The sequence below is a fragment of the Wohlfahrtiimonas sp. G9077 genome, assembly GCF_002252155.1.
Taxonomy (GTDB): Bacteria; Pseudomonadota; Gammaproteobacteria; order Cardiobacteriales; family Wohlfahrtiimonadaceae; genus Wohlfahrtiimonas.
Genome location: NZ_NEFD01000007.1, coordinates 87512 through 108747, shown reverse-complemented (window position 1 = coordinate 108747; position 21236 = coordinate 87512). Strand labels below are relative to the sequence as shown.

Annotated in this window: 24 protein-coding genes and 1 tRNA gene; 22 read left to right on the top strand and 3 right to left on the bottom strand. The window is 43.0% G+C overall.

The window, feature by feature from the left end:
• Positions 1–8: 8 nt before the first annotated feature.
• Positions 9–380, bottom strand: coding sequence for a PleD family two-component system response regulator (locus B9T20_RS09190; protein ID WP_094490769.1), 372 nt, complete (start codon positions 378–380; stop codon positions 9–11).
• A gap of 149 nt (positions 381–529) precedes the next feature.
• Here B9T20_RS09190 and B9T20_RS09185 point away from each other — a divergent pair, with 149 nt between their 5' ends.
• The 18 genes from B9T20_RS09185 (at position 530) to B9T20_RS09100 (ending at position 14129) form a co-directional block, all read left to right on the top strand.
• Complete coding sequence (locus tag B9T20_RS09185; RefSeq protein WP_094490768.1) at positions 530–1279, top strand: metal ABC transporter ATP-binding protein; 750 nt, start codon at positions 530–532, stop codon at positions 1277–1279.
• 3 nt (positions 1280–1282) lie between these two features.
• A complete protein-coding gene (locus tag B9T20_RS09180; RefSeq protein WP_094490767.1) occupies positions 1283–2149 on the top strand; it encodes a metal ABC transporter permease in 867 nt (288 codons plus the stop codon).
• 9 nt (positions 2150–2158) lie between these two features.
• On the top strand, positions 2159–2407 hold the full coding sequence (locus B9T20_RS09175; protein WP_094490766.1) for a MoaD/ThiS family protein: 249 nt from the start codon (positions 2159–2161) through the stop codon (positions 2405–2407).
• Positions 2408–2866, top strand: a complete 459-nt coding sequence (locus B9T20_RS09170; RefSeq protein ID WP_094490765.1) for a molybdenum cofactor biosynthesis protein MoaE — start codon at positions 2408–2410, stop codon at positions 2864–2866.
• On the top strand, positions 2859–3458 hold the full coding sequence (mobA, locus tag B9T20_RS09165) for a molybdenum cofactor guanylyltransferase (protein ID WP_094490764.1): 600 nt from the start codon (positions 2859–2861) through the stop codon (positions 3456–3458). The genes B9T20_RS09170 and mobA overlap by 8 nt, the downstream gene beginning before the upstream one ends.
• A complete protein-coding gene (gene glp / locus B9T20_RS09160; protein ID WP_094490763.1) occupies positions 3452–4633 on the top strand; it encodes a gephyrin-like molybdotransferase Glp in 1182 nt (393 codons plus the stop codon). The genes mobA and glp overlap by 7 nt, the downstream gene beginning before the upstream one ends.
• 14 nt (positions 4634–4647) lie before the next feature.
• Entirely contained in the window at positions 4648–5277 is a 630-nt protein-coding gene (gene rsmG / locus B9T20_RS09155; RefSeq protein ID WP_094490762.1) for a 16S rRNA (guanine(527)-N(7))-methyltransferase RsmG, read from the top strand.
• A 52-nt stretch (positions 5278–5329) separates the two neighbouring features.
• A complete protein-coding gene (locus B9T20_RS09150) occupies positions 5330–6103 on the top strand; it encodes a ParA family protein (RefSeq protein WP_094490761.1) in 774 nt (257 codons plus the stop codon).
• A gap of 15 nt (positions 6104–6118) precedes the next feature.
• Positions 6119–7015, top strand: coding sequence for a ParB/RepB/Spo0J family partition protein (locus B9T20_RS09145; RefSeq protein ID WP_094490760.1), 897 nt, complete (start codon positions 6119–6121; stop codon positions 7013–7015).
• Positions 7016–7120: 105 nt separating this feature from the next.
• Positions 7121–7468, top strand: a complete 348-nt coding sequence (locus tag B9T20_RS09140) for a hypothetical protein (protein ID WP_094490759.1) — start codon at positions 7121–7123, stop codon at positions 7466–7468.
• A gap of 29 nt (positions 7469–7497) precedes the next feature.
• Positions 7498–8313, top strand: a complete 816-nt coding sequence (atpB, locus tag B9T20_RS09135; RefSeq protein ID WP_094490758.1) for a F0F1 ATP synthase subunit A — start codon at positions 7498–7500, stop codon at positions 8311–8313.
• Between the two features lie 59 nt (positions 8314–8372).
• Complete coding sequence (gene atpE / locus B9T20_RS09130; protein ID WP_008316830.1) at positions 8373–8606, top strand: F0F1 ATP synthase subunit C; 234 nt, start codon at positions 8373–8375, stop codon at positions 8604–8606.
• Between the two features lie 74 nt (positions 8607–8680).
• Positions 8681–9151, top strand: coding sequence for a F0F1 ATP synthase subunit B (locus tag B9T20_RS09125; RefSeq protein WP_008316831.1), 471 nt, complete (start codon positions 8681–8683; stop codon positions 9149–9151).
• A 14-nt stretch (positions 9152–9165) separates the two neighbouring features.
• On the top strand, positions 9166–9720 hold the full coding sequence (locus B9T20_RS09120) for a F0F1 ATP synthase subunit delta (protein WP_094490757.1): 555 nt from the start codon (positions 9166–9168) through the stop codon (positions 9718–9720).
• A gap of 49 nt (positions 9721–9769) precedes the next feature.
• On the top strand, positions 9770–11317 hold the full coding sequence (gene atpA / locus B9T20_RS09115) for a F0F1 ATP synthase subunit alpha (RefSeq protein ID WP_008316835.1): 1548 nt from the start codon (positions 9770–9772) through the stop codon (positions 11315–11317).
• A 36-nt stretch (positions 11318–11353) separates the two neighbouring features.
• Entirely contained in the window at positions 11354–12265 is a 912-nt protein-coding gene (atpG, locus tag B9T20_RS09110; protein ID WP_094490756.1) for a F0F1 ATP synthase subunit gamma, read from the top strand.
• Positions 12266–12310: 45 nt separating this feature from the next.
• Entirely contained in the window at positions 12311–13684 is a 1374-nt protein-coding gene (atpD, locus tag B9T20_RS09105) for a F0F1 ATP synthase subunit beta (RefSeq protein ID WP_094490755.1), read from the top strand.
• A 22-nt stretch (positions 13685–13706) separates the two neighbouring features.
• Entirely contained in the window at positions 13707–14129 is a 423-nt protein-coding gene (locus B9T20_RS09100) for a F0F1 ATP synthase subunit epsilon (protein ID WP_008316842.1), read from the top strand.
• Between the two features lie 68 nt (positions 14130–14197).
• Here the strand turns inward: B9T20_RS09100 and sstT are convergent, their stop codons facing one another.
• Entirely contained in the window at positions 14198–15412 is a 1215-nt protein-coding gene (sstT, locus tag B9T20_RS09095; RefSeq protein WP_094490754.1) for a serine/threonine transporter SstT, read from the bottom strand.
• A gap of 146 nt (positions 15413–15558) precedes the next feature.
• On the opposite strand from sstT, the gene B9T20_RS09090 reads away from it, so the two are divergent.
• Positions 15559–16281 carry a cytochrome b/b6 domain-containing protein gene (locus tag B9T20_RS09090; RefSeq protein ID WP_094490753.1) on the top strand — a complete coding sequence of 241 codons (723 nt, stop codon included), beginning with the start codon at positions 15559–15561 and terminating at the stop codon, positions 16279–16281.
• 91 nt (positions 16282–16372) lie between these two features.
• Here the strand turns inward: B9T20_RS09090 and B9T20_RS09085 are convergent, their stop codons facing one another.
• Positions 16373–17101 carry a tyrosine-protein phosphatase gene (locus B9T20_RS09085; RefSeq protein ID WP_094490752.1) on the bottom strand — a complete coding sequence of 243 codons (729 nt, stop codon included), beginning with the start codon at positions 17099–17101 and terminating at the stop codon, positions 16373–16375.
• Positions 17102–17190: 89 nt separating this feature from the next.
• Here B9T20_RS09085 and B9T20_RS09080 point away from each other — a divergent pair.
• The 3 genes from B9T20_RS09080 to B9T20_RS09070 all read left to right on the top strand — a co-directional run bounded on the left by B9T20_RS09080 (position 17191) and on the right by B9T20_RS09070 (position 21215).
• Positions 17191–17279, top strand: a tRNA-Leu gene (locus B9T20_RS09080).
• Positions 17280–17547: 268 nt separating this feature from the next.
• Positions 17548–18906, top strand: coding sequence for a TolC family protein (locus tag B9T20_RS09075; RefSeq protein ID WP_233491667.1), 1359 nt, complete (start codon positions 17548–17550; stop codon positions 18904–18906).
• 146 nt (positions 18907–19052) lie between these two features.
• On the top strand, positions 19053–21215 hold the full coding sequence (locus B9T20_RS09070) for a type I secretion system permease/ATPase (RefSeq protein ID WP_094490750.1): 2163 nt from the start codon (positions 19053–19055) through the stop codon (positions 21213–21215).
• The last annotated feature ends 21 nt before the right edge of the window (positions 21216–21236 follow it).

Here is a 21236-nt window from a genome sequence, read left to right as displayed (position 1 = left end):
GTCAGCCTTTATGCGGTTAAATTGAGAGAAGTCAATAGATCGGTTAATAACTCTGCCTTACAAGGCTTGCCTAAAAAGCCTGCTGCGCCTAATGTTTGGGCGCGAATGCGATCACAAATGCCTTCTTTGCCAGATAAAATGATGACAGGGATCTGTTGTGTGGTTGCGTGCTGTTTGAGTAGTGAGAGCACATCGGTGCCTTCTAAAACAGGCATGGAAAGATCTAATAAAATTACATCGGGTTGAACGCTGAGCACACGCTCAAGGGCATCTAAGCCATTGTTGGCCGTATGCGCGGTGTAGCCCAAATTCTGGAGCATGTTTTTAATGCCGATTCTAGCTGTTGCACTATCATCTATAATTAATGCTGTTTTATTCATTATGTACTCGCAACCTGAAATTTCATCGCAATATTATACGTGATTTAAATGGATTTGGTATAAAGCAAACATATGGATATAAATGTCATTATCGAATGTTTGTGGTTTATATTATACTACTCGATCGATATAAAAAAGTGATGATGGAAATGTTGGACCCTTGTATTACTGTTGACAATGTGACGGTGAGTTATCATCGTCATCCTGTGGTGCACCATGTGAGTGTGGATTTTCCGTGTGGCCATACCAATGCAATCATTGGGCCAAATGGTGCCGGCAAAAGTACACTTTTAAAAGTGATGATGGGCATGCTCTCGCCCGATGAAGGCAAAGTCACCTTCCATCACGATGAAACGGTGAGCTATTTGCCGCAGCAATCAGACATTGATCGTTCATTGCCGATTACGGTGGAAGATTTAGTGGCCACGGGCTTTTTGGCGCATGGCTCATTATTTGCTAAAATCACCAAAGCTGCGATGGAAAAAGTGGCAGAGGCTTTGGCCATTGTGGGATTAACGGGCTTTGAAAATCGCACCATTAATAATTTATCTAACGGTCAATTTCAGCGCGCGCTCTTTGCTCGCATCATCGTGCAAGATGCCGATGTGATTTTATTAGATGAGCCTTTTAATGCGGTGGATGCAAAAACAAATTTGGATTTATGCAGCGTGATTAATAATTGGCGCAAACAGGGTAAAACTGTGATTGCGGTGATTCATGATTTTCATGTGGCCAAAGCGCATTTTGATTACACATTGATGATTGCATGTGAAAAAGTGGCATTTGGCACAACGCAAACCGTCTTAAACGAACAAAACTTTGAAAAAGCCTATTCAGCCTCCCTCTATTGGGATGATCATGCAGATGTTTGCTCAACGCCTCAACCGGGAGAATCATAAAACATGTGGGATTTTTTCATCACGCCCTTCATCACCTTTCCTTTCATGCAGCGTGCATTATTGGCATCTTTAATGGTGGCGATCTCCTCTGGCATTGTGGGGAGCTTTTTAGTGATGCGCCGGATGAGTTTAGTGGGCGATGCATTGAGTCACGGCATTTTGCCGGGGATTGCTTTGGGCTTTATGTTTTATGGCTTTAACCTTGTGGCAATGGGCATCGGTGGCGTGATTGCCGGCGCACTCATTGCACTATTGGCCTTTGTGGTCTCACGTTTTACAAAACTCAATGAGGATGCAAGCTTTGCGGCATTTTATTTGATTTCATTGGCGATCGGCGTTGTGATCATCTCTAAAATCGGCTCCCAAGTGGATTTATTGCACATTTTATTTGGCTCAGTTTTAACGATTGACAATGCAATGCTGGTTTTTTTATGGGCGATCATGTGCATTACGCTCCTTGCAGTGGCGATCATTTATCGTCCGCTTGTGTTGTTTATCATCGATCCCATTTTCTTACAATCCATGAAGATTCGTGGCATCAGCTATTACGCCATTTTCTTATTCATTGTGGTGATTAACTTGATTGCTGGTTTTCAGGCGCTCGGCTCATTGATGGCGGTGGGATTATTGATGTTGCCGGTGATCATTGGACAATTGTGGGTGCGCTCGATCGAAGGGCTGTTCATCGTGATTGTCATTTTAGGCTTTTTGATTGCATATTTTGGTTTGTTGTCCTCATTTTATTTAGATGTGCCAAGTGGACCGGCCATCATTGGTGTTGCGGGCATCCTCTACTTTTTTTCACTGCTCTTTGGTCGTTCAGGGGGCATTTTAACGCGGGTGTTTCGCTTAAAGCATAAAACCGCGTAGGAGATGGTGATGATCACAATTCAATATTTTGGTGTGTTAAAAGATCGTTTAGGTGTGACAGAAGAGTCCATCGAATGGGTAGATGGCGATACGGATGCATTATTAAATGCGCTGCGTGCCAGAAGTGACGAATGGCAAGCCGCTTTGGCGCCTGAGCGCGTGTTTCGTGTGGTGGTCAATGATGAAATCATTTATCAAGCCACTAACATTCAATCTGGGGATCGCGTGGCCATTTTACCGCCCGTGACAGGAGGCTAAATGTTTTCGGTGGTGATTCAAACGGAAAAATTTGTCCATGATGATGAATTGGCGCGATTGATGAAAGATGCCCATAACATTGGTGCATCAAGTAGCTTTGTGGGCTATGTGCGTGGGCATGATCATGCCAAAGATTTGCGTGCGCTCTTTTTAGAGCATTATGCAGGGCTGACGGAGCGCGAGATTTTACGCATCATTGAAATTGCCAAAACTCGCTGGCCGATCACAGGTTGCCGCGTGGTGCATCGTGTGGGAGAAATTCCTGTGGGTGAGCCGATTGTTTTGGTGGCCACGATTGCTGCACATCGTGAAGCGGCGTTTCATGCCACAGAATTCATCATGGATTATTTAAAAGCAGATGCGCCTTTTTGGAAAAAAGAGGTATTTGATGACAATACTGATCACTGGGTAGAAGCGAAGGCGAGTGATCAACAGCGTAAGCAGCGTTGGCATGAGTAACGTCATTGGGCTCATTTTATCCGGTGGCGCGGGCAGCCGTTTAGGCGGCGTCAATAAAGGATTGGTCGAAATAGCCGGCAAGCCTTTGGCCGCGCATGTTTATGATCGTCTTGCGCCGCAAGTGGATGAAGTTTATGTATCGGCCAATCATGATCAAGCTGCATATCGACAGATTTGCATAAACATCATCCATGATCAACCCGAATTTTATCGTGATGGTCCGCTTGCCGGATTGCAAAGTTTAATCCCGCATGTGGCCGATGATGATCTTATTCAGGTGGTGACGTGTGATGTGCCGCTTTTGCCGCGTGATTTAGTCATTGTGCAGCAAAATTATTTACGCGCCCATCAATTAGATGCAGTGTGGCCATTTGATGGCGAGCGTGATCATTATGGCTTATTGATGGTCAAAGGGCGATGTTTGCCACAGCTGACGCAATTATTGAGGAATCAGCAGCGCAGAATTCGCGATTTTTTAACACAAATGAACAGTGATGCTGTGCCATTTGCCGATCCGACAGCCTTTATCAATGGCAATGATTCGCCGGCGCTTGAACGCATCGCAACAATTTTAAAGGATAAAACATGTTAGATTTTCATGTCGCACTCGAAGAATTGGCAAAAGCGGTTCAGTTGCCATCTAAAACACGTCAAGCATCGTTGGTGGACAGCTTAGGTCATTATGTGAGCGAAGATTTAGTGGCTCATTATGATGCGCCGCTCTTTGATAACAGCGCGATGGATGGTTATGCTGTGTGTGATCCCAATGGGGATTGCTTAATCTTTAAGGTCATCGGACGCATTGCCGCCGGTGATTTAGCACCAATGACATTGCAAGCAGGGGAAGCGGTGCGTATTTTCACAGGTGCGCCGACGCCCAAAGGTGCCACCACCGTGATCATGCAAGAGCATGTTGAGCGCGTGGCCGATGAAATCCATTTAACCGAGCCGCACCGCGCGAATATGAACATTCGCTATCAAGGTGAAGAGGTGAAAAAGGGCGATCTATTGTTGGCCAAACATCGCGAGATGACGGCGGCAACGATTGCGTTATGTGCATCCCAAGGTTATGCCACGATTCCTGTGTTTGATGGCTTATCCATTGCTGTGTTATCCACAGGCAGTGAATTGATTCCGCAAGAAACCGCATTAAGTCCTGGTAAAATTTATGATGCCAACCGTTTTATGCTACAAGCGTGGTTGAAAAAGCAACATCATGTGTTCGATGGCGGCATCATTAAAGACAATTACGAAGAGACCAAAGCCACATTGCTTGAGTTGGCCGCAAAGCATGATGTCATTTTATTAAGTGGCGGCGCTTCTGTGGGCGAAGAGGATCACGTGGGCAAAGCGATTGCAGAAGTTGGTGAACTCAATGGTTGGAAGATCGCCATTAAGCCCGGAAAACCTTTTGGCTGGGGAAAAATTGGCAATGCCCATGTGTTTATGTTGCCGGGTAATCCTGTTTCAGCCTATGTGACGTTTTATCTCTTTGTCTATCCATTTTTACAGCAAAGCATTGGTGCAACAGCGGCCACCTTTATGAAAGGCACCGCCCATTTTACGCGTGAAAAATTAGAACCGCGCCGTGAATTTTTGCGTGGCATGTACACAGAAAATCCCAATGGCGGCTTTGATTTGACGATCGCTAAAGGGCAGGGCTCTGCAATGCTATCAGGTTTAGCCGTCGCCAATTGTTTAATTGAAATCACGCCAAATACGGCCGTCAGCGAAGGCATGACCCTTAATTTTTATCCCATTCATTAATATAAAGTCACACTATGATCACAACTGAATACATTCAGCAGGCGCTCAGCGCAGAAGGATTTACTTTTGATGAGGCCAAAGTCAAAGCTTGGACCCATTATTTAAATGGCATTCGTTTATGGAATAAAGCTTATAACTTAACCTCCATCACAGAGCCCGATGAAATGGTGGTCAAGCATCTGTTTGACTCGCTGGTTTTGGTGCCACATTTAGAAAATATCAAACATGATCGCTTGATTGATGTGGGTACCGGCGCAGGATTGCCTGGCTTTTTATTGGCCATTGCGATGCCTGAATCTCATTTCACGTTATTAGACACCAACAGCAAACGCACGCGCTTTATGACACAGATGAAAATGGAACTTGGCATTCAAAATGTGGAGATCATCCATTCGCGTGTGCAGGATTACCATCCGACTGAATTGTTTGATGTGATTTTATCGCGCGCCTTTGCGAGCGCTGAAGATATGGTGCATTGGTCCGAGCATTTGTTGGCAGGGCAGGGGGTATTTGCTGCCATGAAAGGGCACATTACGCCGAGTGAATGGCAGTTTGCCAGCGGTGAATATCAAACCAATGTGGTTGAATTGAAAGTGCCGCGCTTGAATGATGCCAGACATTTGGTTTTTTTGTCGCGATCGTAATTTGATATACTTCCCGCGTAATAATTAATAATTTGATGAGTAGGATATTTCAGTGGCAATCATAGCAGTAACAAATCAAAAAGGCGGCGTGGGCAAAACCACGACTGCCGTTAACTTAGCGGCCTCTTTAGCAAGCATGAAGGCGCGCCCGAATGTCTTATTGTTAGACTTAGATCCTCAAGGCAATGCCACAACTGGCATGGGCGTGGATAAGCATTCATTGGAATTGGGTGTTGTGGATCTTTTATTAGACGATGTGCCCATTAATGAAGCAATCATTGAGCTCGATGAAAATGCCATTCGTTTAATTGGTGCCAATGGCGACTTAACCGGTGCTGAAGTGTTATTGACACAAAGAGAGCAGGGCGCATTTGTGCTTAAAGAAGCGCTCTCTAGCATTCAAAGTAACTTTAACTACATCATCATTGATTGTCCGCCATCTTTAAACATGCTGACCCTTAATGCGTTGACGGCGGCCGATTATGCGGTTGTGCCTGTGCAATGTGAGTATTATGCGTTAGAAGGTTTATCGGCATTGATGGGCACGGTTGAAGAGGTCAAAAGCACCACAAATCCTGACTTATCCATTTTGGGAATTTTGCGCACCATGTACGATGGCCGTAACGCCTTATCATTACAAGTGTCCGAAAATTTACAAGCCCACTTTGGGGATCAATTATTGGAAACCATCATTCCGCGTAACGTGCGTTTAGCCGAAGCGCCCGGATTTGGTGAATCCATTGTCAAATATGATGCAGCATCTAAAGGGGCTGTGGCATATGCAGAATTGGCGAAAGAGATCAGCCGCCGAAGCAAACGAAGATAAACTGAGGAAACTGATTTGAAAAAGCGTGGATTAGGTCGCGGATTGGATGTTTTGTTGAATAAAACAAAATTACCCATGGATGCGGCAACAAATAATAAAGACAAACCATCATCAGAAGCCATTTTAGGCGCCATTAAAGAGTTGCCCATTGAGTTTTTAGTACCGGGGATTTATCAGCCACGTAAAGTGTTTGATGCCCATGCATTGGAAACCTTGGCAGATTCCATTCGCTCTCAAGGGATCATTCAGCCGCTTGTTGTGCGTGAAGTTTTGCGTGATGGTCAGAAAAAATATGAAATCTTAGCCGGTGAGCGCAGATGGCGCGCTTCGCAGATCGCTAAACTTGAGAAAGTGCCGGTGATCATGCAATCATTGACGGACCAAGAAGCTTTGGCGGTTGCACTCATTGAGAACATTCAGCGTGAAGATTTAAGCCCGATTGAAGAAGCCGAAGCGATTGCGCGTTTCATCAGTGAATTTGATTTAACCCATCAAGAGGTGGGCGATTTGATTGGCCGCTCACGTTCATCAGTGAGCAATGTGGTGCGTTTATTAGAATTAGCACCTCAAGTGCAAACATGGTTATTAGACAAATTGCTGGATATGGGCCACGGCCGTGCAATGCTCTCTTTGTCACATGCGGAACAAGTGCAGTTAGCCGAGCGCATCATGGCAGAGAATCTAACGGTGCGTGAAGTTGAACGCATTGTGGCTGCTCGCTCACAAAAAGCAGATAAAGCCACCATAAAAAAAGTGGACAATGATGTGAAAAAATTGGAAAACGCTTGGAGTGAATATTTTGGTGCGAAGGTTGGATTTCAATCAAATCCACAAGGCAAAGGCAAGATGATTATTCACTATGATTCTCTCGATCAGTTAGACGGGATTTTACAAAAGATCCGTGATCAATAAATGGACATCTGTTAACTTTTTTATTCAATATCAGTGTTAAAAAGATTGACTTTAAAGGCTAACTGCTTATAATCGAGCTACTTTTGCCAAAGGTATTTTGATGTGATGAAGCAAGTAATAACGATCCAATTGATCATTACGCTAAGTGCCTCAATTGTGCTTTGGCTGGTATTAGGGGAAAGTGTTGGAAGGTCTTACTTTTGGGCAGGACTTTCCATTACCTTGCCAAATGTTTTTGTGGTGTTTTTATCCTTTTTGATTAAAAGCAAACAAGCAATATTTTGGTTAGGCGCATTTGTTAATAAATTTATCAGTGCATTACTGCTTGCGGGCAGTGTCTTATATTTAAAAGATCCAAACTGGGTGGCATTTTTGGCAGCAATAGTGGTGACAGTGTTTCTACCAATGATGATTACAGGGTTTGGCCATAAATATTTGAAGCACGATATGTAAGTAATAAAATTCAGAGATTGGGACAAGATATGTCAGCAGAAGAGATTACCGCTAGTAGTTATATCGAGCATCACCTCGTTAATATGACTCAGACAGATTTGCCACAAGAAAACTTTGTGGACTTTGGTTTGATTAACGTAGATACGGTGCTTTGGTCAGTTGTATCGGGTATTATTGTTCTATTCTTTTTGTTCAGAGCATCTCGCAAAGCAACCGCTGGCGTACCGACCCGATTCCAGGCAGCTGTGGAAATTCTTGTAGAATTTGCCGAAAGCCAATCTAAAGCGCTTGTCAATGGTCCAAATGGCTACATTGCACCTTTAGGTTTAACAATTTTCTTATGGGTGATTGTGATGAACTGCATGGACTTAGTGCCAGTTGATCTACCAATGACCTTAATCAATGTATTTGGTTTAGATGTACAGCACCAAAGAATTTTACCAACTGCTGACGTGAACGGTCCATTGGGCATGTCTATGGCAGTATTAGCGTTGATTCTCTTCTACTCATTTAAAGTGAAAAAAGTGGGTGGCTTCCTTAAAGAGTTATGCACAGCGCCTTTCGGTATCTGGTTATTACCTTTTAATATTATTTTAAATATCGTTGAATATATTTCAAAAGCGTTCTCTTTAGGCATGCGACTTTTTGGTAATATGTTCGCGGGCGAATTGATCTTCTGTTTGATTGCATTATTAGGTGCAACAGGCACGTGGTGGGGTTTTGGGTTGCATTGGTTGGCAGGATCAGCATGGGCTATTTTCCATATCTTGATCATTGTTCTTCAAGGCTACATCTTTATGACTTTGACTTTGGTATACCTTGGTCAAGCTCATGAGGCTCATTAGAATTCAATCATTTTGGTTGGTGTTTTGTTAGTTTAGTTAATTATTTTTAGGAGAAAAAAATGGACATGGGCATGATTGCTTTAGCGTGTGGAATTATCGTTGGTTTAGGTGCTATCGGTGCTGCTATTGGTATCGCACTTTTAGGTTCAAAATATGTTGAATCTTCAGCGCGTCAACCAGAAATGATGGATAAATTGTTACCTAAAGTATTTATTCTTGTTGGTCTTGTAGATGCTGCATTCTTAATCGGTGTTGGTATCGCTATCTTCTTTGCAATGGTTGTATTCAAGTAATCATCCATTATCGTGGCGTTTGATACACATCAAACGCCTTTTATGCATAGAATAGTTAGACAGGCAGATACAACATGAATTTAAATGCTACTTTATTTGCACAGTTTGTCGTATTCTTTACGTTGGTCTGGTTCGTGATGAAATTCATCTGGCCACCAATGATCAAAGCAATCGATGAGCGTCGTGCTAAAATCGCAGAGGGCTTAAAAGCTGCTGAAGATAGCGTTGCTGAAAAAATGGCTGCTGATTCAGAAGTCAAAGTGCTCTTAAAAGATGCTAAGCAAGAAGCATCAAGTATTGTTGCACTTGCGAATAAGCGCGCAGAGGAAGCTGTTGAAGCTTCAAGAGCACAAGCTAAAGAAGTGGCAGACAAGCAACTTCAGAACGCTCAAGATCAGATTTTAGTTGAAACTAATCAAGCTAAAGAAAAACTAAGACAAGAAGTGGTTGCACTCGCACTTGAAGGTGCAAGTAAGATCGTAGGTAAGGAAGTTGATCGCGCAACGCACGAGTCATTGTTAAAAGATTTAGCATCACGTTTATAAGGCAATAGTTAGTCATGACAGATTATATTACAGTTGCTCGTCCCTATGCCAAAGCAGTGTTTTTGATTGCTAAGGAAGAGAATACTATTTCTGGCTGGAGTAATCTTTTGGCTGTACTCGATGAGATTAGTGCCGATGTAGAGGCGAGCGATTTTATCACTCGCCCTGATTTTTCTCTGCAAGAAAAAACTCAGTTTTTGCAAACAGCAGTGGCTGCGCTTTTAAAGCGTCAGTTAACGAATCAAGAAGCTAATTTTTTATCGGTCATTCTCGATGCTAAGCGCTATGAAGCGTTCCCATCGATTCGTCAAATTTTTGACGAAATGGTTCTGGTAGATGAATCTATTGTGGAAGCTGAATTAGTCTCAGCTTTTGAAGTGCAAGAATCAGAATACGAAATGTTCGTTAAGGCTTTAGAAAAGCATTTCCAAAAAAGTATTAAATTAAATGTTTCTGTGGATCCAAGTTTAATTGGTGGTGCAGTTGTCAAATCTGGCGACTGGGTCATGGATGGATCTGTTAAAGGACGTTTAGAGGAAATGAGCTCTTTCTTAGTGCAACCAGCTTAATGAATTAACGATAAAAGAATTTATTATGTTTTAAAGGATGATTTGAATTATGCAATTGAATCCATCAGAAATTAGTGATCTTATCAAATCTAAGATTGAAGAATTTGATGTTAAGCCAGAAGCAAGTACTGAAGGAACAGTCATTAGTTTGACTGATGGTATTGCTAGCGTTTATGGCTTAGATGCAGTAATGCAAGGTGAAATGGTTGAATTACCGCACGGAGTTCGTGGTTTAGCATTGAACTTAGAGCGCGATTCAGTAGGTGTTGTACTTTTAGGCGACTACGGTAAAGTATCCGAAGGTGACGTTGTAAAATGTACAGGTAAAGTGATGGAAGTTCCAATCGGTCCTGAATTATTAGGCCGCGTTGTGAACGCATTGGGTCAGCCAATCGATGGTAAAGGTCCAATCAACACCACTTTAACTGCGCCAATCGAAAAAGTGGCACCAGGTGTTATTGAGCGTCAATCCGTTGATGAACCTTTACAAACAGGTTACATCGCCGTTGACTCTATGATTCCAATCGGCCGTGGCCAACGTGAGTTGATCATCGGTGACCGTCAAACGGGTAAAACAGCGATTGCAATCGACACCATCATTAACCAAAAAAATACTGGCGTAAAATGTATTTACGTAGCGATTGGTCAGAAAAACTCTACAATTGCGAACATCGTTCGTAAATTAGAAGAGCACGATGCGATGGCACACACAATCGTTGTGGCGTCAAGCGCGGCTGATCCTGCTGCAATGCAATATTTATCAGCATATGCTGGTTGTACAATGGGCGAATACTTCCGTGACCGCGGTGAAGATGCGTTGATCATTTATGATGACTTATCTAAGCAAGCTGTTGCATATCGTCAAATCTCATTGTTACTCCGTCGTCCTCCAGGCCGTGAAGCGTTCCCTGGCGACGTATTCTATTTACACTCACGTTTATTAGAACGTGCTGCGCGTGTTAATGCTGACTATGTTGAAGCATTCACAAACGGTGAAGTGAAAGGTAAAACAGGTTCTTTAACTGCATTGCCAATCATTGAAACACAAGCCGGCGACGTTTCTGCATTCGTTCCAACAAACGTAATCTCCATCACAGATGGTCAGATCTTCTTAGAATCAGATTTATTCAATGCGGGTGTTCGTCCTGCGATCAACGCCGGTATCTCTGTATCGCGTGTTGGTGGTGCTGCACAAACTAAAATCATCAAGAAATTGGGTGGTGGTGTGCGTTTGGCATTGGCTCAATACCGTGAATTGGAAGCGTTCTCACAGTTTGCATCTGACTTAGATGAAGCAACCCGTAAGCAATTAGAGCGTGGTGAGCGTGTAATGGAATTGATGAAGCAAGCTCAATATCGTCCTTATACTGTTTCTGAAATGGCCATCGTGTTATTTACAGTAGAAAAAGGTTATTTAGACGATATCGAAGTGAAGCAAATTCGTCCGTTCACTGAAGGTTTAATCACTACAATGAACATTGAAAAAGCTGATCTCATGAAAAAAATCAATGAGACTGGTAGTTACAATGACGAAATTGAAAGCGAATTTGCACAAGCCGTTAAGTCATACAAAATGACAGAAGCTTGGGTGAAATAATTTTTCTCTTTCTTTATTTAAATATTAGGATCTTTCATGGCCGTTGGTAAAGAGATACGTACAAAGATTAAGAGTGTTAAAAACACTCAGAAAATCACAGGTGCAATGCAGATGGTTGCAGCGAGCAAGATGCGTAAAACGCAAACTAGAATGCTTGCTACTAAACCATATACAGAGCAGATCGTGAAATTGGTTTCTCATCTTTCTCAGGCTGAAGTTGAATTTGATCATGTCTACCTCACTAAACGTGAAGTGAAGAAGATTGGTATCATTGTCGTAAGTAGTGACCGCGGTTTATGTGGTGGCTTGAATAATAACTTATTCAAGCTCCTCTCTGCGGACATGGCGAAATGGTCAGAACAAGGCATTGATGTCGAGTTTGCGACCATCGGTAATAAAGCAAATACCTTCTTTAACCGTTATGGTGGGAAAATTTTGGCAACAGCAAGTCATTTAGGTGACCAGCCTTCTATGGTTGACTTGTTAGGTGTAATGAATGTGATGTTAACCGCCTATCGTGACGGTGATATTGATGAATTACACATCTACTCGAATGCTTTTGTGAATACTATGGTTCAAAAACCATATGGTATGAAGTTGTTGCCGTTAGACTTATCTACATTCAAATCGCTGAAAGCTGAGTTTGACGAAAAAGATGAGATTGAGACAATTGATTTAACGCAAACAATGAAGTGGGATTATATCTACGATATGGATCCTAAAAAACTCGTTGAATTGGTGTTAAATCGTTATCTTGAATCGACAATGTACCACAGTGTTATTGCAAACATCGCATGTGAAATGGCTGCCCGTATGGTGGCGATGCAAGCTGCGACAGATAATGCTGAAGCCATTGTTGATAATTTACAGCTCGTGTATAACAAAGCGCGTCAGGCTGCAATTACTCAGGAAATTTCTGAAATTGTTGGCGGTGCAGCAGCCCTTTAAAATCTGGGCAGATTGAATGAGAATAGTAATTTTTAGAGGTTAAATATGTCAGGAAAAATTATTCAGATTATAGGGGCTGTCGTAGACGTAGAATTTCCACGCGATGCAGTGCCTAGTATCTATAATGCATTAAAAGTTGAAGGCCAAGATTTGGTTCTTGAAGTTCAACAACAATTGGGTGACGGCGTCGTTCGTACAATCGCGATGGGTTCATCAGACGGTTTACAACGCGACTTAACCGTTATTGATACAAAAGCGCCAATCTCTGTACCAGTGGGTGCAGCGACTTTAGGCCGTATCATGAACGTATTGGGTGAGCCAGTGGATCATGCAGGTCCAGTGAGCACTGAAGACCATTGGGGTATTCACCGCAAACCACCTAGCTACGAAGAACAATCAGGTTCTACAGAATTATTAGAAACTGGTATCAAAGTGATCGACTTACTTTGCCCATTTGCAAAAGGTGGTAAAGTTGGTTTGTTCGGTGGTGCCGGTGTTGGTAAAACTGTAAACATGATGGAATTGATCAACAACATCGCTAAAGCGCACTCAGGTTTGTCTGTGTTTGCTGGTGTTGGTGAGCGTACTCGTGAAGGTAATGACTTCTATCACGAAATGAAAGATTCTAACGTATTAGATAAAGTTGCGATGGTTTATGGTCAGATGAATGAACCACCTGGTAACCGTTTACGTGTTGCTTTGACTGGTTTGACAATGGCTGAATACTTCCGTGATGAAGGTAAAGACGTATTATTGTTCATCGATAACATCTATCGTTATACCTTAGCAGGTACAGAAGTGTCTGCATTGTTAGGTCGTATGCCATCTGCGGTAGGTTATCAGCCAACATTATCTGAAGAGATGGGTGTGCTTCAAGAGCGTATCACATCTACGAAGAAAGGTTCGATCACATCAGTTCAAGCTGTATACGTTCCTGCGGATGACTTAACGGATCCATCACCTGCAACAACGTTTGCTCACTTAGACGCAACCATCGTATTGTCTCGTGACATCGCATCTTTAGGTATTTACCCTGCGGTAGATCCATTAGATTCAACTTCACGTCAATTAGATCCTCAAGTGATCGGTAAAGAACACTATGAAGTTGCTCGTGGCGTACAAACTGTATTACAACGCTATAAAGAGTTGAAAGACATCATTGCAATCTTGGGTATGGACGAATTGTCAGAAGATGACAAATTGGTTGTTCAACGTGCTCGTAAGATTCAACGTTTCTTATCTCAACCTTTCCACGTAGCGGAAGTATTTACAGGTGCACCTGGTAAATATGTGAGCTTGAAAGATACCATTGCAAGCTTTAAAGCAATTTTGGCAGGTGAGTGTGACTCTATGCCAGAACAAGCTTTCTACATGGTTGGCGATATTGAAGAAGCTAAAGCACGCGCAGCGACGCTTTAATCTAATTGAATAGGGAGTCTCAATGAATACAATGCATGTTGCCATCGTAAGCGCAGAAAAAAAATTGTTTTCTGGAGATGTCACTTTTTTTGCAGGAACAAGTATTTCAGGTGAGTTAGGGGTATTTCCTGGTCACTTGCCATTGTTAACGCAATTGGTTCCTGGTCAAGTTCGATTAAAGACAGCTGAAGGTAATGAAGATGTGTTCTGGATTTCTGGCGGTATTTTAGAAATTCAACCGAATCAAATTATCGTGCTAGCTGAGTCTGCTGAAAGAGCGGATGATCTTGATGAAGCGGAAGCTAAAGCAGCGAAAGAGCGCGTTCAATCTATGTTGAATAAACATGAGAGCGACTTTAACTTTGCGAAGGCTCAAACAGAATTACGTGAGATCAGTGCAAAAATCGATGCCATTGAACGTTATCGTCGTATCGGTAAAGTTTAATGATGTGAATCATCAAATCAAAAAAACCTGCCATTGGCAGGTTTTTTTATGTCTGAAGTTGAGAAGATTTAATCTTTGCCATTCATAGAACGATCTGCTGCCACTGTAAAGAGCACATCGGTCGATGAGTTGATGGCAGTCTCCACTGAGTCTTGAATCACGCCCACAATGAAGCCAATGGCAACCAATTGCATCGCAACGGTGTTATCAATGCCAAAGAGGCTGCAAGCTAAGGGAATCAATAACAATGAGCCGCCCGCCACGCCAGAAGCGCCACATGCGCCCACAGCGGCCACAAAGCTCAATAAGATGGCAGACAGTAAGTCCACTTGAATCCCTTTCGTATGAACTGCAGCCAATGTGAAAATGGTGATGGTGACAGCCGCACCCGCCATGTTGATGGTGGCACCTAAAGGAATGGAAATGGAGTATGTTTCTTCTTTGACGCCCAATTTTTTACACAATGCAAAGTTAATGGGTAAGTTTGCCGCTGAGCTTCGTGTGAAAAATGCGGTCAAACCACTTTCACGCAAGCATTGAAAAACGAGAGGATAAGGGTTTGAGCGGATTTTCCAATAAACCAAAATGGGATTGACCACAAATGTGACGATCGCCATGGCAAGCAATAATACAAGCACCAATTGCACGTAATCTAACAGCGAATCGACGCCTGTTGTGGCAATTGTTGAAGCCACCAAGCCAAGAATGCCAAGAGGTGCAAAGCTGATCACAAAACGCACGGCTTTTGTCACCACTTCAGCGCCATCTTCCACCACTTTTTTGGTGGTATCCGAAGTATGACGAAGCGCAAAGCCAAACACCAAGCCCCAAAATAAAATGCCGATGTAGTTGGCAGAAACCAGCGCATCGACGGGGTTATCCACCATCTTCATCACCAAAGAATGTAAGACATCCAAAATATTGCTGGGTGAAGATTGCACTGCCGCTTCAGGCAATGATGAGATGGTGAGCGGGAAGATAAAGCTCACAATCACAGCCACAACAGATGCGGCAAAGGTGCCAAGTAGGTAAAGCACCAAGATTGGGCGAATCGCAGATTGATTTTCAGTGGAGGTTTTATACTTAGAGATGGCCGACATAATTAAGAAGAAAACCAACACAGGGGCGATGGCTTTTAAACCATTGACAAAGATATCCCCTAAAATTTGTAATGCGTGAGCGGTGGTTGAGGAGGTGAAGCCTATAATGATCCCTAAAACAAGGCCAATAAAGATTTGTTGGATCAAGCTGTACCGATTGATAAAATTAAGTAGTTTCCTCATGAGTGCTCCTGCAAAATAAAGGCGACAAGCCGTCGCTCGAAAGGAAAAATATAGCAAGTAATTGCCAGTTTGAAAACCGAATAAACTCGCCATCCGAAAATGCTTTTTATACAATAGAGGGATGCTTGACATTTAAGGGAGTGGTTATGAAGAAAATCAAGGTTTGGGATCTGCCCATTCGACTGTTTCACTGGTCTTTGGTGGTGATGATCGTTGTTTGTATCTATACCATTAACGTGGACAATGTGACAGCGCATCAATACGCAGGGACATTTGTATTGGTGTTATTGCTTTTTCGTGTGCTTTGGGGAGTATTGGGCAGCACGACGGCAAAATTTTGGGACTTTGTGAAAGGGCCGGTGTCTGCGTATCAATATTTACGCTATGGCATCACAAAAACAGAAGGGCACAATCCGCTCGGGGCTTATATGGTGCTTTTTATGTTGCTTGTGCTTTTTACGCAAACAATCACAGGGTTATTTTTAACAGATAACACCTATTTACACCAAGATTCACCCTTATATAAATGGGTGAGCAGCGATACGCGCGCAGTTTTAAAAACCATTCATCAATACAATCTTTATGTGATTTATACGATGGTGGGATTACATGTGGCAGCGATTGTGCTCTATTTCTTAGTCAAAGGGCAAAATTTGGTGAAAACAATGGTTGTCGGTACCCGTACAGAGAATGAGTGCCACACGCCATTTGCAACCTCCATTGAGGGCAATCGTCCGTGGTTGGCATTGCTCATCTTTGGTTTAGTGGGCATTTTGGTGCCTTATTTCTTATATGGCTATGTGAAAAACATTGGTTTGATCACATGGATTGAAAATACATTGATTTGGTTAAAAGGATTATTGTTGTGAGTCGCAGTTTATTAAAATCATCCGCTTTAGAGCGCATAGGAATCGCTATGATGCTCATCATTCCTATGACGCTGATTTTGCTATTTGTGGTTTACAGCAAATAGTGCGCGCGGATGGCATCGATGTCGGCGAAGAGCGCTTCTTTAAGATATCGATCGCTCGTTTTATGGGTGGCTTGTATGGTGTGAAGGGCAGTGTCTAAATACGCTGCTTTCACGCCAAATAAGCGCTCAATCGTCGCTTTAGGGATCTCTACGCACGCCATCTTTTCATGTTCATGTTTACGCGCCTCATAAAGCGCAACGGCTGAATCATTTGAACGTAAATAATCCTCCATAATGTCATCGATGTGTACATCGAGTGCGCTCAGTAATAAATAAGCTCCAAAACCGGTGCGATCTTTACCCGCGCTGCAATGAAACAGCATGGTTTCGCCGCGATTGGCACAATCAATGAGCGTGCGGTATTGATGATGAAAATGCGTGGGCAATTTCTCATAGATGGATTGGTAATAAAAATCAATGTTCTCTTCTGTTAAATGGTTTAAGTCAAAAGTGTTGTGATCAAATAAATTTGCAACATTAATGGCAGCCGCTTGACGAGGAAATTGTGCATTAAAGGTTTGTGTCAATTCAGGGCGCTTTTCATCTTCTTCCCGAAAATCAATAATTGTGTCTAAATTGAGTGCATGCAAGCGTGAAAAGTCATCTTTTGTGCCATATTCAGGTGCGGCGCTTCGAAAAAGTTTATTTGCGCGAATGGCCGCATTTTCTCTGGTCTTAAGGGGTGAGAAGTCTCGGAAATTTAAGATGGAATTCATTGGGTACTCCTAAAAAATGATCTATTTTTATACATATGCTTGCCAAGCTTATTATAAATGGATATTATACGCACCTCAACGCAATCCATGCCTGGGTGGCGAAATTGGTAGACGCAGCAGACTTAAAATCTGCCGACCCTTAACGGTCGTGCCGGTTCGATTCCGGCCCTAGGCACCATATATATCAAAAAAACCTGACTTTATGTCAGGTTTTTTGTTGCCTGTCGAAAAAGCCCACCAATCCTTGGTGGGCTTTTTTATAGTGAATACTTTCCCCGTGACAATGTCTGTCTTTAGACGTTATCATAAGCGCGATCATGATCGATATTAATAATATTTCATTGAGTTTAAATAAACATCAATGAGTTTTTTAGATTTTCTAAATTAAATTTGTACTGAGTGAGTTGCGAATGCACATAAAAAAAGGTTTCAAGTATCAAAGAAATATGGTGACACTGTTATGTGGCTTAGCCATTGCATCTTGTGCAGTGAATGATGGACATCAGACACACACATGGGATCCTGTGGAAGATGATCCAAATTATGTGTTAAAAGCGCAAGCAAGTGAACAACCTTCGAAACAGATTCATGGTACGCTCTCTTTACAGAGAGCAGCAGAAGAGATTCTCAAATACCATCCACGTGTTGCTCAAGCAAAGGGCAATGAAAGCAGTGAGCAAGAGCGCATCAACATTGCCAAAGCAGGATATTATCCTCAGATCAGCGGTGGATTGGGCACACAATATAACAATAATCGCTCCCGTAATGATCGATACGGCAAAGATTACATCCAAAATTTAAATCTTGAAGTGAATCAAGTGTTGTATGACTTTGGCAAAACCGCGAGTGCCGTTAAAAGTGCAGAATATGGTTATTTAGGCGCAAAAGCCTATACAAACATGACCAATGAGGAGCTGGTGCATGCCGCGTCCTTAGCGGTGATCTCAACAGAGCGTTATCAAAAAATGATCAATCTTGCAAAAGAGCAAGTGGCGCGTGTGAAAGATTTAGGTGGCTTGGTAGAACAGCGTTATGAAAAGGGCGCAAGTAACTTGTCTGATGTGTATCAGGCGCGTTCGCGTTTAGATGATGTGCAGTCAGAAGAGCTCGATACGATTTCACAATATCAAAGCATTTTGCGCACGTTAGGGATCATCACAGGACAGCGTGACATTACAGGTGCACAAGTTGGTCAATTGCCCGCGGCGCTCTCTTTTGCTTGCTCAACCGAGCCTGACTGGAAAAAAGTCCCCGCATATGCAGTTGCTGAATTAGAGGCTGAGCAAGCGTTGGCAGATTTAGAGCGCGCGCGTGCTAATGAATTGCCCACCATTGCACTACGTGGCAATGCATCCCATCCTTTAAATGCGAAACCTCGTTATGGTTCACGTACAGATGCCACCGTAGGCTTAAATGTGACGGTGCCTGTGTATCAAGGTGGCAGTTTATCTGCATCGAAACGCGCCGCACAAGGGCAAGCGGAGTCTGCTGTAGCACGTAAAGCCAATGTTCAGCTGGAAATTGGTCAAAAAATGACAGAAGCCCAAGTGCGTTTAGAGAATTTAAAGCAGCGTGCAAATTTATTGTCTCGTCGTGTGGAAAATCTAAAAAACACCAAAGAATTATATAAACAGCAGTACTTAGAGTTAGGTACGCGCTCATTGTTAGATTTGCTCAATTCTGAGCAGGAGTATCATCAGGCACGAATGGAAGTTGTGAACAATCAATTAGACATTGTTCAAACTCAAGTGGATTGTGCCTTTTATCAAGGTAAATTAATCAATCTTTTGAAGATTGAACCATAATTAAAATCAATGATGGGCTGCCATGATGATCCCCAACCGGTGTTTGGGGATTTTTTATTGAAAAGTGTATAGTTTTGTATATTGTCTTTTAGCAAAAAAATATATAATACCCTGAAATAACTAAGCAATGTATTGGAACAATATTTGTGAACGAGACAATAGACAATAACACAACGACGGAATCTTCCACACAGCAAACGGGTCGAAATCTCTATGCACCTTGGATAGAAGCCATTTTAATGGTGGCTAAACATTATCGTCTTGAGTGTTCAAAAGAGAGCATTTTGCTCACCAGTCAGTGGTTGCAACAAGAATCCACCGTCGATGTACTGCGCAGCATGGCGCGTCAAGCGGGTTTAACTTTAAGTGTGATTGCGCTTAAAGAGAGTGAATTGACCGTTTGGCGCTTGCCGTTAGTGGTGCAATTTAAGCAAGGGCAAATTGGGGTGATTGACACTTTAGATGATGCAGGCAACATCGGCATTACCTATTGTGGGGATCAAGGTGCGAAAAGCCGTATCAGCCAGAAAACGCTTTTAGAAAATGTCACCTTAGCATTGGTGCTGCGCCCATCGCACACAGTGTCGGATGCACGCATTGATGATTACATCAAGCCGCATGATCGCAATTGGTTTAAAAAGATTGTATTGCGTGATTGGAAGCCTTACAGCCATATTTTTATTGCATCTTTAGTGGTCAATATTTTGGCATTGGCCGGCATCTTATTCACGCGTCAAGTGTATGATCGCGTGATTCCGGCTGAATCTTATCCAACATTGTATGTGCTCTTTAGCGGTGTATTTGTGGCGATCATTTTTGGTTTTGTGATGCGAAAACTACGCACTCGAGTCACTGACTTATTGGGTAAGCGCGCAGATTTACGCATCTCAGATCGCGTGTTTGGTCATGCGCTTCGCATTAAAAATACGCATCGTCCACGTTCAACGGGCACATTCATCTCACAAATCCGTGAACTGGACAGTGTACGTGAGCTTTTGACCTCTACAACCGTGACGGCATTTGCAGACATGCCCTTTTTCTTTTTATTCTGCATTGTGTTTTGGTACATTGCCGGCTCTTTAGTGTGGGTGCCGATTGCCGCTGTGATTTTAATGATATTGCCTGGACTTTTAGCACAAGGTAAATTGCGCGCTTATGCCAATCAAGCCATGCGTGAAAGTGCGTTGCGTAACGCCATGCTTGTGGAGGCGATTCAAGGCAATGAAGACATTAAAACTCTGCAAGCGGAGCAGCGCTTTCAGGCGCAATGGAATAACTACAATGCAGTGGCTGCGGATGTGAATTTGCGTCTTCGCTCTTTGATCAGCACGCTCAACAGTTGGACGCAAAGTGTGCAAACGGCTGCCTTTGCAGTGATTGTGCTCTTTGGGGCGCCCATGGTGATGGATGGAGAGCTCTCCACAGGTTCTTTGATTGCAGCATCCATTTTAGGTGGCCGCATGATTGCGCCAATGGCGGGGATTACACAAATTCTCAGCCGTTGGCAACAAGCTAAAGTTGCACTCAGTGGCTTGAATCAATTGATGGAATTGCCTGTTGATCATCCTGTTGGGCAAAAGAAAGTGCATAAAAGTGCTTTGCAAGGGCACTATCAGATTAAAAATGCGCATTTTGCGTATCATGCAGAGCAACAAAATGCATCCCTTAGCATTAAAAATTTAGAGATTAAACCTGGCGAAACGATTGCGGTGTTGGGTCGCAATGGCGCTGGAAAATCCACATTGTTACAAGTTTTGTCCGGTCTATTAGAACCGAAAGATGGCACCGTGACCATCGATGGCGTGAGCCTTGGGCACATTGATCCTGCCGATGTACGCCGCGATATTGGTTTAATGGGGCAAAATTCAGGGCTATTTCATGGCACCATTCGTGACAATTTAACTTTAGGGGCGCCTTTGGCCACGGATGATGAGTTGATGCGTGCATTGAGCATGACCGGTGCATTGTCTTTCATTCAAAAAATTCCCACAGGACTCGATTATGTGATTGCTGAAGGCGGGCGCGGTTTATCGGGCGGGCAGCGCCAATCTTTATTGTTGTCCCGTTTGTTCATCCGCAATCCTCACATTGCATTGCTCGATGAGCCCACTTCCGCGCTTGATGAGGTGACGGAAAAACAATTCATTGCTGCACTTGATCAATGGCGCGTGGGTAAAACATTGGTGATCGCAACGCATAAAATGAGCATTGTGAATCTCGCCGATCGCATCATTGTGATTGATGATGGGCAGATTGTGCTCGATGACAATAAAGAGAATGCATTAAAACGCTTATCAGGCCAAGCATAAGCACAACAGTTTAAAGAAATC